Below are 13,785 nucleotides of genomic sequence, written 5' to 3'. Positions count from 1 at the left end.
TGGACATGGCAGCGCCTGCGTCTACCCCGCAGTCCACCGCAGCGCAGCCCGAAAAAGGCGTGAGCAACGAAAATGTTGACCGCAATCTGGATGCTGTTCTGGGCATCCCGGTCGATATGCAGGTCGTCCTTGGATCCGCAACCATGCCAGTGGCCAGCTTGCTTAAGCTCGGCCGAGGAGCGGTGATACCGCTGGACCACCGTGTGGGTGAGCCGGTTGATATCGTTGTTAATGGCCGCACAGTGGCGCGCGGCGAAATCGTGGTTGTTGAGGATGATAACTCACGGTTTGGTGTGTCTTTGACTGAGATCGTTGGCGCAAAAGGCAGCTACAACTAGCCGCACATGAGCTGTGCTTGATTTAATATGTGTATCCGAGGCGCGTAGAGAATGAACAGTGTTGTTCCAGCTGAAATGGGAAGCGTCATTTCCAGAAAGAATGGCCATCAGAAAGCGGCGGCCCTGCTGTTGGCTATGGGAAGTGATAAGGCAACCCGTGTTCTGAAGCATTTCGACAACGACGAAATGCGGATGATCATCCGGGCAGCCGCAGATCTGGGCACAGTTCCTGCGAGTGAACTCGATGAACTGATTGAAGAGTTTATCGAGCTCTTCTCAGGCGGTGTGAACCTGTTCGGTACCGCCGAAGGTGCAGAGAGTCTTTTGAAGGGGATTCTTCCGGAAGATCAGGTTGCCGAAATCATGTCGGACGTTATGGGGTATTCCAAGCGTTCGATCTGGGACAAGGTTTCACAGATCTCAGAGCATGTTTTGTCCACCTATCTGCAAAAAGAGCATCCGCAAACCGCTGCCGTCATTCTCTCCAAGATTTCAGCCAGTGGCGCAGCCCGCGTGATTTCCCAGATCCCGCGCAGAAAGCGCAACCAGATCGTTCGCCGTATGCTGACGCTCAAGCCAATTGTTGAGGATGTCATGGAAGAGGTGCAGAAGACCCTGCACGAAGACTTCATGGTGAACTTCGCCCGAACTGTAGGCACAGATTCCCACGTTCGTATGGCTGATATCCTCAATAAGATGGAGCGCGACGATCTTGAAGATACGCTGAGCAACCTGCGCGAGGCTCTGCCTAGATCCGCAGAGCAGCTTGATGCATTGCTCTTCACCTTTGACGATATTCAGAATCTGGATCTGCGCACCAGAACCGCCATCTTTGACGATGTTCCTAGTGAGGTTGTCACTGCTGCCCTCAAGGGCACACCGCCGGAGTTCCGACAGGCTATTCTTGCAAGCATGGCTTCCCGTGCACGTAGGATTGTTGAGAACGATCTTGCTTCCGGAGAGCCTATGACACAGCGTGAAGTGATGGATGCGCGCAGAGAGATCACCGATCTTGCACTTGAGAAAGCCAATGCCGGTGAAATCGATCTTGAGATTGGTCGTGGAGAGGAAGTCTACGTCTAAGCTTCGGCATGACTTTGAGAGTCTGTCAAACCATCTTGAGAAGCGGCAGGTTGCATGTCAGAAGACCAGGATCCCGATAGTAAGACACAGGAGCCCACGGAGAAAAAGGTCCGTGATGCCTTGGAGAAGGGGAATATTCCCGTCTCCAAGGAGGCGTCCGTGCTTGCCTCCATGGTCGCCCTGCTGCTCGTGCTGTCCTTCGTTGCAGTCGATAAAGCCCAAGGACTGGTCCACTTTCTCAAGTGGTTCCTAGATAACCCCGGAGAAATCAGCTTCGTAAGTGCAGCTGAACCCGTTCAGTTAATGTCCGCTGTATCGCTTGAACTCGTCTGGTTTCTTGGGCCAATTGTTGCCCTCTTGATCTTCTTTGGTCTGGCGTCCTCCTTCATGCAGAACACACCGCGGCTTGTGTTGGATAGAATTGAGCCCAAGCTCAATAAGATCTCCATAAAAAAGGGGCTTGGAAGGCTCTTCAGTGTCAATGGGGCCATGGAGTTTGTAAAGTCATTGTTCAAGCTTGTAACGGTGGTCGTGGTCGCTGCATTGGTTCTGAAATCGCAACAAGCAGTTGCCTTCACTGCAATGTACAATGACCCTAGCCAGTTGCCGCAGCTTATCTTGTCTGTGGCGATGACGCTGCTCTCCGGAATTTGTGTTGCAACCATCTTCCTTGTTGGCTTTGATCTGGTGCTGGCTAGATTTCAATGGCGCAAGAACCTGCGTATGTCACATCAGGAACTCAAGGACGAGTTCAAGCAAGCTGAAGGCGATCCACTCGTAAAGGCGCGTTTGCGCTCTCTTGCGCGTGACAGAGCCCGCAAGCGCATGATGTCATCGGTGCAGGATGCCGCCGTTGTAATTGCAAACCCAACCCACTTCGCCGTTGCGCTCCAGTATGAGCGTGATGGTGATCAGGCACCACGTGTTGTTGCAAAGGGGCAGGATCTTGTCGCGCTGAAGATCAAAGAGCTGGCTTATATTCATGATGTTCCAGTTATAGAAGATCGACAACTTGCGCGTTCACTTTACGCCGCCGTAGAAATAGATCAGAGTATTCCAGAGGAATATTATCGTGCGGTAGCAGAAATCATTTCATATGTTTATCTAAAGCGCTAATAACTTAGTTTAAGCATGTTTCTGCCTTGCGAGGGTTAATTGTCCATAAAGACCGAACTGATGAAAACTGATCTTTCTGCAGCGTCAGAAGATGTTTTACGCGAGGCGCTGATCGCAAATGCAATGAAGCCAATCGCTGCCGAATTGCGGTTGTGTGACCTGTCTTCCTTGGCACGCCATATCCTCTCAAACGAGGACGCAAACCTGACTGATCTGCTGGAATCTTCATCTGAGCTTCATTTCAAACCCGACACGCTGACCTATGCCGGCACTTCATCGATTGACTTGAACTGGAATGGCGATGTCACCGTTTGCCTGCACATGAAGTTTGCCAACAATGGCGTCAACGTCATATTCCATCTGTTCTTGCTCTCTTTAAACTCGGCAATTGATGTGAAATTCATCTCATTCGAGCAGCCTTGTGAGGACGCTCATGAGAACACAAAACAGCTCGAAGCTGCGCTTTCCGATGCATGCGTCTCGCGGTAGTTTTCATTTTAACATTTTGTTAATATAAAATTTTAAATTAAAGATAAATACTTGACTAACTCAGTAAATCTCTTTGGTTTTTGAGAGAAAGTTGATTCCACCAGCTACGGACAAGATTGCACTGCTATCAAATTCGGGCAGTTTTTGTAGCGGAGTGGATTTTTTGGAGCCCGTATATCTTTTTAGTTTGGTTTCGCGGCAGAATTCTTGGTTGTCCGTGCGGCAATCAACAATTTCCGAAAATATTGCAAACGTCGATACTCCTGGCTATGCGAGTAAGGATGTTGAGCCTTTCAAGGACATTTTGGACAAGACCAGCATCCGCATGGCGGCGACTCAGTCAGGGCACATCAGTGAGGATGGTACAAATTCTCGCCGTGTGCGCGTAAATGATGGTGACGCTTGGCAAGTCACTGTCTCTGATAACTCCGTTTCCCTGGAACAAGAACTGATTAAATCGGGTGAGGTTGCTAGGCAGCATTCTCTCAACACCCAACTTGTTGGGTCCTTCTACGGTTTGATGAAGTCCAGCTTAGGGAGATAGGGATAATGATTGATCCACTCGCAGCATCTTTGAAGATTTCGTCCTCAGGCTTGAGGGTGCAGTCGCAGCGTATGCGTATCGTCTCAGAGAACTTGGCGAACGTGCAATCGACGGGCGACACCCCCGGCGCCAATCCGTACCAGCGCAAGACAATTACTTTTAAATCTGAAGTTGATCGTGCGCTTGGTGCCAATCTCGTTGAAGTAAAAAGTGTCGGTACGGACAAAGGTGATTACCGTATCGAATTTGATCCTTCGCACCCGGCAGCGGACGAGAACGGCAACGTAAAATACCCAAATGTGAATACTCTGCTTGAGCTTGCTGATATGCGTGAAGCCTCCCGTTCTTACGAGGCTGGTCTGCAGATGATGGTCAAGTCCAGAGAAATGATTACTCGTACAATTGATTTGCTGAGGAGTAGGTAATGGCGGATTTTTCGGCGCTGAGTGCGGTCTCGCGCGTGTCAACATTTACCAGTGGGGTAAATGATGTCTCTTCCGTCTCCCATACTCGCCAGTACCTGGTTGGCGGTGCGCAGGATACCCAGCAAACACAAGGGGTTCAGGGTAGTTTTGCTGACACTATGGCGGACGTGGCGCGTGAAACCGCAGGCGATCTGAAAGCCGCAGAAGCAACGTCAGTTGCAGCGGTGCGCGGCGAAGTATCTGCTCAAAGAGTGGTTGAAGCTGTGATGAAGGCGGAGCTTTCCTTGAAGAGCGCAGTTGCTGTGCGTGATAAGGTCGTTGAGGCCTATCAAGAATTTTCTCGTATGAGTATCTAATTGATTGAAAGAAGGTTTTCCTCATGAAGGCTCTTGCTATTGCCGCAACGGGTATGTCTGCTCAGCAGAAGAACCTCGAAGTTATTTCCAATAACATCGCGAACATGAACACCACCGCTTTTAAAGCCTCACGTGCAGAATTTTCTGATTTGCTCTATCAGGTGGATCGCGCCGCAGGTGTTTCTAATCGTGGTGGCGCTGCCCCGGTTCCCGAAGGTGTTCAGCAAGGTCTTGGTGTGAAAACCGCCGCAGTGCGTAAGTTGCATTCGCAAGGGGCGCTCGCGCAAACCAACAATGCGTTTGATCTGGCAATTGATGGGCAAGGTTGGTTCGAGATTGTTGGGCCCGATGGGGAGGCTCTTTACACCCGTGCTGGCGCATTCAATGTGAACGGCGAAGGGGATCTCGTAACGCTTGATGGGTATGAGGTTCAGCCTGGCATCGCCGTGCCTATTGAAGCGGTGAAGGTGACCGTCAATGAAAGTGGTGAAGTCTTCGCCTCCTTCGCAGACGGAACTCCAGCAACCAGCATCGGCCAGCTCAATCTGACCAGCTTCGTCAATGACGCGGGCCTCAAGGCAATCGGTGGCAATCTGTTCCGCGAAACGGAGGCCTCAGGCGCGCCTAACACTGGTATTGCTGGCGAAGGATCATTCGGCGTTATTCGTCAGGGCTATCTTGAAGCCGCCAACGTGGATCCAGTCAAGGAAATCACAAGCCTGATCAGTGCGCAGCGCGGATACGAGATGAATTCCAAAGTCATTCAGGCTGCCGATGATATGGCTGGAACCGTATCCAAGGGCATTCGCTAGGGCGCGGTTATGAGTGCTTCTAAGCGACTGCAAAGCCTGATCCTTTTGATCTTGTTTCTGCCGGTGTGTGTTACGCCGGCATCAGCGGCAAGCCGGCGCGAAGTTGTAAAGCTTCCTGTACCGGCCATGATGATTTATCCGGGCGACAAGATCGAAGAAGGAATGCTTCGTGAGCACGGATTCATCAAATCAACGGTGGCGCAGCTTTCCATAGCAAATCGAATGGACGACGTGGTCGGCCTTGAGGCGCGAAGGACTCTTTTTCCCGGAAAACCTATCCCGATAAATGCAGTGCAGGACCCGGTTGTGGTGCAGCGCGGTTCTTCAGTACTGCTGGTTTTTAAGGAAGAAGGGTTGGAGATCCGCGCCATCGTTGAAGCGCAGGAATCCGGTGCCGTTGGCACAAACATCAGGGCGCGAAACCCTGATACTGGTTTAAGTGTTATGGGCAAAGTGCAGGACGATGGATCTTTGCTGGCTGAAGGAGAGTAAAGTCGTGCGTGTTAAAAGCCGTTCTCTGCGGGCAATCTTCTTTGCTTTTCTTGCGTTGTTTTTGAGCATTGAGACTGCATCTGCGCTGGTTCGTATCAAGGATATAGCTGACCTGCGCGGCATGCGCTCAAACCAGCTTGTCGGCTACGGTATCGTAATTGGCCTGAACGGCTCCGGCGATACAATGCGCAACTCTCCTTTCACCGAACAATCCCTGCAATCCATGCTTGAGCGTATGGGGGTCAACGTTCGTGAATCCAATCTAAGATCACGAAATGTCGCGGCTGTTGTTGTAACCGCTGAGCTGCCTCCCTTTATTGGCAACGGTTCACGCATCGATGTCTCCGTAGGTTCTCTTGGAGATGCATCCTCCCTGCAAGGCGGTACGCTGCTCGTCACGCCGTTGATGGGCGCAGATGGAAACGTCTACGCCGTGGCACAAGGCTCCGTGTCAGTTTCTGGTTTTCTGGCGGAAGGTGATGCTGGTAGCCTGACGCAGGGCGTACCAACCGCAGGCAGTGTTCCCAATGGCGCGCTGATCGAAAAGACGTTGCCAGACTATTTCTCGTCTCTGCCGCAACTGGTTCTGGAACTCAAAAACCCGGACTTTAAGACAGCAATACGCGTCACAGATGCAATCAACGCCTTCTCCCTCAATCGCTATGGCATGAAGCTGGCCAGCGAACTGGACTATCGCTCCGTGCAAGTCCAGCGCCCCGCAGGCATCAGCTCTGTCCGCTTCATCTCGCAGATTGAAGGCTTGATGGTTCAGCCAGACACACCAGCAAGAGTCGTGGTAGATGAGCGTACCGGAACAGTCGTTATTGGCCAGAACGTGCGCATTTCTACAGTGGCTGTAACCCACGGCAACCTGACAGTCCGCGTTTCCGAGCGCCCTGAAGTGTCCCAGCCAGCTCCGTTTTCTCAGCAAGGAGAAACCACTGTTGTGCCACGCACAGATATCGATGTGCAGCAAGAAGAAGGGCAGCTCCAGCTGCTTGGGGGAACTGATTTGCAAACTCTGGTCAGAGGCTTGAACCGTATCGGTCTAAAGCCGAGCGGCATCATTGCAATCCTCCAGGCGATTAAACAGGCGGGGGCTCTACAGGCAACTCTCGTGGTCAAATAACAGGACACGGCACTTGGATAAGCCACGGGCAAGCTTGTGGCTTCAATGTACCGCTAAACCTATTGGAACTGAGTTGTAATGCCTCTCCTAAAGCTTTCTAAGAAGAAATTCTTTCCGCTGAAGTGTGCAGTGGTATCTCTCGGTTTGTGCGTGTCGCTTGCAACTGCAAGCGCTCAGACAAGCGAAGAAGAGACACAAGATCTGAGCGCTGCGATCGAGCAGGCCAGAAATTACTGTGAAGCGATTGCTGATCAGGCAAAAGACACTCGAATTGCTTGGCAGATGCGGGCTTTGTTTGATGTCGAACATCAGATGACATCCAAGATTTCCGAGCTCGACGCAAAAATCGCAGAGCTACGCAGCTGGGTCAAACGCCGCGATGACATCCTGCGTCGTGCAGAGGGGCATGTGGTTGATATATATGCCAATATGCGACCGGATGCAGCCGCACAGCAGCTCACCGCGCTGGATGATGAAACCGCAGTTTCAATTCTCTTGCAGATGAAAGCCCGCAAAGCCGGTTCGGTCTTGGCTGAGCTGTCTGCGGACCGTGCTGCATACCTCACAGACATGATGGCAGAACTTACAGCTCGACAAGCCGCAAAACAGAGTATGGGAGACACACAGTGAAGCGCACTTTGGTATGCATTTTCGCCGCAATTACGCTAACTGGCTGTAGTTCCATGAAAAACGTTGGTCAGGAGCCTCAGTTAACCCCGCTAGGGCAGGGGCTTCAGCCAAACGTTGCAGCTCTTCCAGCGGCTCCGGCGAAGAACAGTGGCCGCACCAATCGTGCTTATCACGGGCTTTGGGCGGATGGTGAGCAGGATTTCTTCCGTGATCCGCGTGCAAAGCAAGTGGGTGACGTGCTGACGGTCGCGATCAAAATCAACGACAAGGCAAAACTGGACAATTCCAGTGAGCGAAAACGGGACTCATCGCGTTCAACCAGCTTGCGCGGGGCGTTCTCCTGGGGTGAGGTAGATTCAGGTGAAGCAGATGTAAGTGTTTCCGGCTCTGGTGCAACAAGCAGCAAGGGGCAGGGCGCAATCGATCGGAGTGAGGAAATCAATCTTTCCATCGCAGCCGTGGTCACCAAAGTGCTCCCAAACGGCAACCTTATCATCTCCGGACAGCAGGAAGTGCGCGTCAACTACGAGGTTCGTGTCCTGTCTGTCGCGGGCATTGTGCGTCCTGAAGACATCACCGGTCGCAACACGATTCAGTATGACAAGATCGCTGAAGCACGCGTGTCCTATGGTGGCCGCGGACGTGTAACCGAAATGCAGCAACCCAGCATAGGGCAGCAAGTCATTGATATCATTAGTCCGCTCTAAGGGAGGCTTCAATGGCTCTTAAACCGCAATTGCTAACCTCCGAAAATTCCTGGCCCGGTATCGCAGTGGCAGCTGTTATTGTAACAGCAGTTGCCGGCGCAGGCGGCGTGGGAATAGGCTCAACACTGGTTGATCAGGTTCACAGTAAATATCTGGCAGAACAAAAGACAACCAGCGGCGCTTTGATCAATCCCGAATACACGCAGCACAGTCAGATCGTCTCCCTAAAACCCATTGTGACTAACCTGCTGTCCTCGTCCAAAAACTGGATCCGCATCGAAGCCTCTGTGGTGCTTATGCAAAATGCAATTGAAGAACAGGATCAATCCTTGCTGGTCAAGCAGATTGAGCAAGATCTGCTGCTCTACGCCCGCACCTTAGGTCCGCGTCAGCTGGAAGGCACTCGAGGCCTGCTACGTTTGCGTGATGATCTCAACGAACGCGCCAAGATGAGAGGCGGAAAATTCGTCAAAGAACTCGTCCTGGAATCCGTGGTAATTCAATGATGCGTTGGTTTGCGTTATTTGCGTCTTTTTTGAGCTTTTTCGCATTATTTTGCGTTGCTCCTGCATCAGCTCAGGATGTAAACCTGAGTGATCTGCTCCCGGCAGGTCAGGCTTCAGCAAGCGGTCGGATCATCCAGTATGTGATGATCCTGACAGTGCTCTCATTGGCACCGGGCATCCTGATCATGGTGACCAGCTTCACCCGCTTCGTCGTGGCGCTGTCTTTCTTGCGCTCCGGTATCGGTCTTCAAACTACTCCTGCAAATATTATCCTCATCTCCCTTGCTCTGTTCATGACCTTCTACGTCATGGCACCCACTTTTGACGCAGCTTGGAAGAATGGCCTCCAGCCGTTGATCAAGGAAGAGATCTCCGAGGAAGTCGCCTACAAGGAAATGACAAAGCCATTCCGGGAGTTCATGTTGGATAACGTGCGCGAAAAAGATCTGGTTCTTTTCGACGATCTGGCAGTGAGTGCCTTCAACTACGAGAAGGATGCCCCTTTGGACGAACTGGACCTGCGTGTCCTAATTCCAGCCTTTATGATTTCAGAACTCCGCCGAGGCTTCGAAATCGGCTTCCTGATTGCGTTGCCCTTCGTCGTCATTGACATGATCGTCGCGACCCTGACAATGTCCATGGGCATGATGATGCTCCCCCCAACAGTCATCTCTCTCCCCTTCAAGGTGTTGTTCTTCGTCTTGATTGATGGGTGGTATCTGCTGACCGGTGGCCTGATAAGGTCCTTCACTTAGCTTCGAAGTTGAAAGCCCCGTTTCGGGGCTTTTTTCTTGCCTTAGGCTCTGAGTCAGGTTGGCGTAAGTTTCATGAGTCATCGTGAAGCTCTGTTACAGGCTTTGAACCTCAAAGTGCATGATGCTATTCTGTAACTCCGGCATTTAGATCCGGAATGTCCCATTTCTTCTAAACAAGGGACAAAAATTATGTCTTCTCTTTTGACCAACACCTCCGCCATGGTCGCTCTTCAGACTCTGAAGGGCATCAACAACGACATGGCAACCACTCAGAACCGCATCTCCACCGGTATGCGCGTTTCTGATGCGTCTGACAACGCGGCGTACTGGTCCATTGCAACAACGATGGAATCTGACAATACAGCGTTGAGCGCCGTTGAAGATGCCTTGGGTCTTGGTGCTGCGACTGTTGATGTTGCTTTTACCGCGATGGACAAGGCTGTTGAAGTTGTTGATCAGATCAAAGCTAAGCTGACCACCGCTAAAGATGGTACCGTCGATCGTGAAAAGATCCAGGCTGATATTGACCAGCTCCAGGAGCAGCTGAAAACAATCGCGTCTTCCGCGAACTTCTCTGGTGAAAACTGGCTGCAGCAGGACAAGTCCACCGATAACCTGATGAAGGAAATCGTTGGCTCCTTTACGCGTACAGCGGAGGGACAGGTCGAGATTCAGAACATTGAAGTGGATACAGGTTCTATTGTTCTGGTTGATACCAACGGCGATGCCGCCGCTAATAGTGGCATTCTCTCTTCGCAGTTGGGTGCTATTGATATCGGAGACGATGTTGATATCGACAACCTTACCATAGTGGTTGGTGGTGATGTTAACAATGTAACAGTCACTTTCCAGGACGGCAGTGGTAATGATCTCACTGGCATCGAAGCGGATGCATTGGCAGCGATGGTCACGGAGCACTACGTCAATAACGTTCCAGCCACACTGCCAACTGCAACTAATGTAGAGGACTTGTTCGATGCGGCTGTGGCCGGGCCTCCAGCTGTACCTGCGGGGGCTTTGAGAGCGGATGCAGACCAGTTGCAGACTGACCTGACCGCTGCGACTGATACTCTTTCTAAGAGTACTATCCTGGATTTTGATATTGGCGGTCTGACCAACTCTGTTTTGGATAAGGCTCTATTGACTGCGGTTGTGGCAAAGGTCGATGCAACGTTTCAGGCTATGACTGATGCAGCGACTGACCTTGGTTCCGCAAAGGCACGTGTTGATATGCAAAAGCAGTTCGCAAGCGATCTGTCTGATGCGATTGAGCGTGGTGTTGGCCAGCTGGTTGATGCCGACATGAACGAAGAGTCTACTCGTTTGAAAGCTCTTCAGACCCAGCAGCAGCTCGGTATTCAGGCTCTGTCCATCGCGAACTCTGGTTCCGAGAACATCCTCAGCCTGTTCCGTTAATCCGGAAAACTCTGAGAGCACTGAAAGCTTTAAGGTCCCGGCTCATTGCCGGGGCCTTTCTTTGTACTTCCGATAAAATTTTAGATAAAATTGTATTAAGTCAGGTTTAGGCAAGTTCGACTAAATATATTTGTAAATGTAACAAGGGTTCATGAAACTTTCTCCTGTTGGTTTGCTGTAGGCGGAGCACTGTTTGATGTTGGGTGATCAGTTAAATTTCTCCGCTGCGGAGGAAATGGAAGCAAGGAAGCCGGACGTTTCCGCGCGCGCCTCAGGTCGCTTCTCGGGAGATTTGATAAGTGTGCTGCGTGGCGGCGAGCAATGCTGGTGTTCGGTTGCCGGATTGGCGCAGGATGCGCTTCTAGATCAGGCAGGGCCGTCTTTGCAAAATGTTTGCGGTATTAGCGCGATTATCGCGATCAATGCCACAGCCGACCGTGTTAGTCGCGACCTGAAAGGGCTGTCCCTAGGCTTGTCTGTCAGCGGATTACCGAGCATTCAGCGCGTTGCCTACGCTGGTGCATATACTTGATCCCGTTGATTTTCTCTCGAATTATTTGCCAAGCCTTCGAGAAACCGTGGATTTTCGCATAATGCCAATCCAGATCACGTTCGCGCAAGGTTGAAAAGCGAAGGTAGCGCCATTGATACACCTGCAGAGGTCGCAATGGCAGCTCGTGAAAACGCCGAAAAAATCTATAGTAATCTTGCTGAGTTAGGTGCAAAGCGCCTGATCGTGCTCGCACTTGTTGGGCTATTTACGTTTGTTGCAATTGGCACAGCAGCATTTCTCTTGTCTCGTCCGGAGCAGGAGGTTCTCTATGCAAATCTGGAGCGGGACGATGTTACGCAAATCGGCATGGCGCTGCAGGCCAGCGGTATTCCGTTTGACGTCAACGCAGATGGCTCGTCGATCTCGGTAGGCGTGGGCGCAACGGCCCGCGCACGCATGCTGCTGGCGGAAAAGGGCCTGCCGCGTGGCTCTGGCGCTGGTTATGAGCTCTTTGATGAAATGGGCTCCCTTGGTCTGACCTCCTTTATGCAGAGCGTGACAAAAGTTCGTGCGCTTGAAGGCGAGATTGCCCGTTCTATTCAAAGCATGCAGGGCGTGAAAGCCGCGCGCGTGCATCTGGTGTTGCCTGAAAAAGCAACGTTCCGCCGCGAAAATCAGAAGCCAACTGCATCCGTTCTTATTCGCACAGAAGGTGTGCAGACCAGCACTGTCGCGCAATCCATCCGTTACCTTGTTGCCGCCGCTGTTCCCGGTCTTACCGCTGAGGGCGTGACCGTACTTGATACAGAAGGCCAGCTGCTTGCAGCAGGTGAGGATGCGCAAAGCGCTTCCACCGGGCGCAAGGCGATGCTGGAATCCGATCTTTCCTCGCGTAAAGAAAATGCGATCCGTCAGGCTCTGGCTCCGTATCTCGGCGTGAACAACTTCGAGGTCAGCGTCTCAACGGCGGTGAATACCGACAATCAGCGCGTCTCTGAAACCTCGTATGATCCGGAAACACGGGTCGAACGCTCCTTCCGTGTTGTGCGTGAAAATGCCAGCACTCAGAACGCAAGTCTCGAAAACCCGACCACTGTTGAGCAGAACCTGCCTGAAGAAGCTGTGTCCTCGCAGTCCGGCGAGCGCTCCTCGGAAGAAAACGAGCGCCGTGAAGAGCTGACCAACTACGAAATTTCATCCCGAACAGTCGAAACGATTTTTGACGATTATCGCATCGAGCGCATGAGTGTGGCGGTGCTTGTTAATCGCGATCGTCTTGTTCAGGAAATGACGCGCCGCATTGGCGGGCAAAAAGGCGATGCAGTCGTTGCAGGGGCAGCGCCGGATCTGAGCGATAAAATCACCGAGATTGAAGAGATCATCGCAACCGCCGCAGGTGTCGATCCAGCGCGCGGCGATAAGGTCTCCGTCTCCGCCGTGAACTTTATGTTGGCAGGCGATCAGCTCGCCGCCATCCCGGAGCGGACCTGGCAAGATGTGCTGATGCGCAACATGGGCTCTGTGGTCAATGCGGCTGCAATCCTCATTGTGACCTTGATGATCATCTGGTTCGGCCTGCGCCCCGCGGTTGCATTCCTTATTCCAAAATCAGAGAAACCAGCGGAAGGATTTGCACTTGGAGCGAACTCCAACACCGAAGGAGTGCATGAGGGCGAGTTCGAAGGCGAAAATGGCCAATTGCCCGATATGAGCAATGGTGACGGCATGGCCGGTGGCAGCGTGGACACAACCGTAGTGAACCGCGATAACCTCCGCAAGCTCGAGCGTGCTGTTGAAATGGACGACATGCAGGCGGCAATCATTCTCAAGCAGTGGATGTATGACCGGGAGCGTGCCGTATGACGAACGGCATCAGCGATTTTCTAGCCGACTTTACCAAGGATACAGGCGTTACCACCAAAGACCTGCAGGATATGCAGGAAGTAATCTCCATGCTGCCGAAAGGCTATGGAGAAGGCGGCGACTGGGTCAACCGCGTCTTTGAGGCTTATGAAAACGGGTTTTCGGAAGGCGAGGAGGCTGCAAAGGCCAGCGCAGATGAGCGCATCAAAAAGATGCGCGAGGAGCTGGAAATCGAACTTGCTGAGCGCGAGGCTGCGTTCAAGGCAGGTGAGGGCGAAAAGCTGAAACAAGCTTTTCAGCAGTCCTTGGTCGAGATCGAAGAGCGTCTATCAAAAACCACATCTGAAATTCTGGTCCCATTTATTGAAGAGCGCGCACGGGACCGCGCCGTGGCCTCGCTGGTGCAAGTGTTGCGCCGCCAGCTCTCTGAAACCCCTGAGGTGCTGGTTGAAGTCTCAGGCCCACAACATCTTTTTGATCTGTTCGGTGATAAGGCCGGCGAACTTTCAAACACCATTCAATTTTCTGAAAACTCCAGCGCTGATCTTGAGGTGAAGGTGTCCGACATGACGCTGTCCACCGGCTTGAAGGAATGGTGCGAGGAGCTTCGCAATACGCTGGGAGAGTAGTA

17 protein-coding genes and 1 pseudogene are annotated in these 13,785 nt (G+C 52.1%); all 18 read left to right on the top strand.

Annotated elements, in window-relative coordinates; all coding sequences use genetic code 11:
- Window positions 1-83: 83 nt before the first annotated feature.
- Window positions 84-338 (top strand): annotated as a pseudogene (fliN, locus tag IE076_RS01525) (flagellar motor switch protein FliN); the annotation flags it as partial.
- Between the two features lie 51 nt (window positions 339-389).
- Window positions 390-1,421: a flagellar motor switch protein FliG gene (locus IE076_RS01520; RefSeq protein WP_189434732.1), complete on the top strand. Its 1,032-nt coding sequence runs from the start codon at window positions 390-392 to the stop codon at window positions 1,419-1,421.
- A gap of 54 nt (window positions 1,422-1,475) precedes the next feature.
- Window positions 1,476-2,537, top strand: a complete 1,062-nt coding sequence (gene flhB, locus IE076_RS01515; protein WP_189434730.1) for a flagellar biosynthesis protein FlhB — start codon at window positions 1,476-1,478, stop codon at window positions 2,535-2,537.
- Between the two features lie 60 nt (window positions 2,538-2,597).
- On the top strand, window positions 2,598-3,026 hold the full coding sequence (locus IE076_RS01510) for a BspJ family T4SS effector nucleomodulin (protein ID WP_209008749.1): 429 nt from the start codon (window positions 2,598-2,600) through the stop codon (window positions 3,024-3,026).
- 91 nt (window positions 3,027-3,117) lie between these two features.
- Entirely contained in the window at window positions 3,118-3,570 is a 453-nt protein-coding gene (gene flgB, locus IE076_RS01505; protein WP_244649577.1) for a flagellar basal body rod protein FlgB, read from the top strand.
- An 8-nt stretch (window positions 3,571-3,578) separates the two neighbouring features.
- Complete coding sequence (gene flgC / locus IE076_RS01500; RefSeq protein WP_189435571.1) at window positions 3,579-3,995, top strand: flagellar basal body rod protein FlgC; 417 nt, start codon at window positions 3,579-3,581, stop codon at window positions 3,993-3,995.
- Window positions 3,995-4,351 (top strand): flagellar hook-basal body complex protein FliE, encoded by a 357-nt coding sequence (gene fliE / locus IE076_RS01495; protein ID WP_189434729.1) that lies wholly within the window; start codon window positions 3,995-3,997, stop codon window positions 4,349-4,351. The genes flgC and fliE overlap by 1 nt, the downstream gene beginning before the upstream one ends.
- 23 nt (window positions 4,352-4,374) lie before the next feature.
- Entirely contained in the window at window positions 4,375-5,163 is a 789-nt protein-coding gene (gene flgG / locus IE076_RS01490) for a flagellar basal-body rod protein FlgG (RefSeq protein WP_189434727.1), read from the top strand.
- Between the two features lie 9 nt (window positions 5,164-5,172).
- On the top strand, window positions 5,173-5,655 hold the full coding sequence (flgA, locus tag IE076_RS01485) for a flagellar basal body P-ring formation chaperone FlgA (protein WP_189434726.1): 483 nt from the start codon (window positions 5,173-5,175) through the stop codon (window positions 5,653-5,655).
- Between the two features lie 4 nt (window positions 5,656-5,659).
- Window positions 5,660-6,784 carry a flagellar basal body P-ring protein FlgI gene (gene flgI / locus IE076_RS01480; protein ID WP_189434724.1) on the top strand — a complete coding sequence of 375 codons (1,125 nt, stop codon included), beginning with the start codon at window positions 5,660-5,662 and terminating at the stop codon, window positions 6,782-6,784.
- 78 nt (window positions 6,785-6,862) lie between these two features.
- A complete protein-coding gene (locus tag IE076_RS01475) occupies window positions 6,863-7,414 on the top strand; it encodes a MotE family protein (protein WP_189434722.1) in 552 nt (183 codons plus the stop codon).
- A complete protein-coding gene (gene flgH / locus IE076_RS01470; protein WP_189434721.1) occupies window positions 7,411-8,121 on the top strand; it encodes a flagellar basal body L-ring protein FlgH in 711 nt (236 codons plus the stop codon). Before IE076_RS01475 ends, flgH begins: the two co-directional genes overlap by 4 nt.
- An 11-nt stretch (window positions 8,122-8,132) precedes the next feature.
- Window positions 8,133-8,627: a flagellar basal body-associated FliL family protein gene (locus IE076_RS01465; protein ID WP_189434719.1), complete on the top strand. Its 495-nt coding sequence runs from the start codon at window positions 8,133-8,135 to the stop codon at window positions 8,625-8,627.
- Window positions 8,627-9,382, top strand: coding sequence for a flagellar type III secretion system pore protein FliP (gene fliP, locus IE076_RS01460; RefSeq protein ID WP_189435570.1), 756 nt, complete (start codon window positions 8,627-8,629; stop codon window positions 9,380-9,382). The genes IE076_RS01465 and fliP overlap by 1 nt, the downstream gene beginning before the upstream one ends.
- Before the next feature lie 189 nt (window positions 9,383-9,571).
- Entirely contained in the window at window positions 9,572-10,798 is a 1,227-nt protein-coding gene (locus tag IE076_RS22960) for a flagellin N-terminal helical domain-containing protein (protein ID WP_189434718.1), read from the top strand.
- Between the two features lie 196 nt (window positions 10,799-10,994).
- Window positions 10,995-11,330, top strand: coding sequence for a hypothetical protein (locus tag IE076_RS01450; RefSeq protein WP_189434716.1), 336 nt, complete (start codon window positions 10,995-10,997; stop codon window positions 11,328-11,330).
- A gap of 135 nt (window positions 11,331-11,465) precedes the next feature.
- The gene (gene fliF, locus IE076_RS01445; RefSeq protein WP_189434714.1) at window positions 11,466-13,154 is read left to right on the top strand and encodes a flagellar basal-body MS-ring/collar protein FliF; all 1,689 of its coding nucleotides are present in this window, start codon (window positions 11,466-11,468) and stop codon (window positions 13,152-13,154) included.
- On the top strand, window positions 13,151-13,783 hold the full coding sequence (locus IE076_RS01440; protein ID WP_189434712.1) for a FliH/SctL family protein: 633 nt from the start codon (window positions 13,151-13,153) through the stop codon (window positions 13,781-13,783). The genes fliF and IE076_RS01440 overlap by 4 nt, the downstream gene beginning before the upstream one ends.
- The last annotated feature ends 2 nt before the right edge of the window (window positions 13,784-13,785 follow it).

Origin of the sequence: Pseudovibrio japonicus (assembly GCF_014651595.1) — a bacterium.
Lineage (GTDB): Bacteria > Pseudomonadota > Alphaproteobacteria > Rhizobiales > Stappiaceae > Pseudovibrio > Pseudovibrio japonicus.
This window is presented reverse-complemented; position numbering and strand designations above follow the sequence as displayed.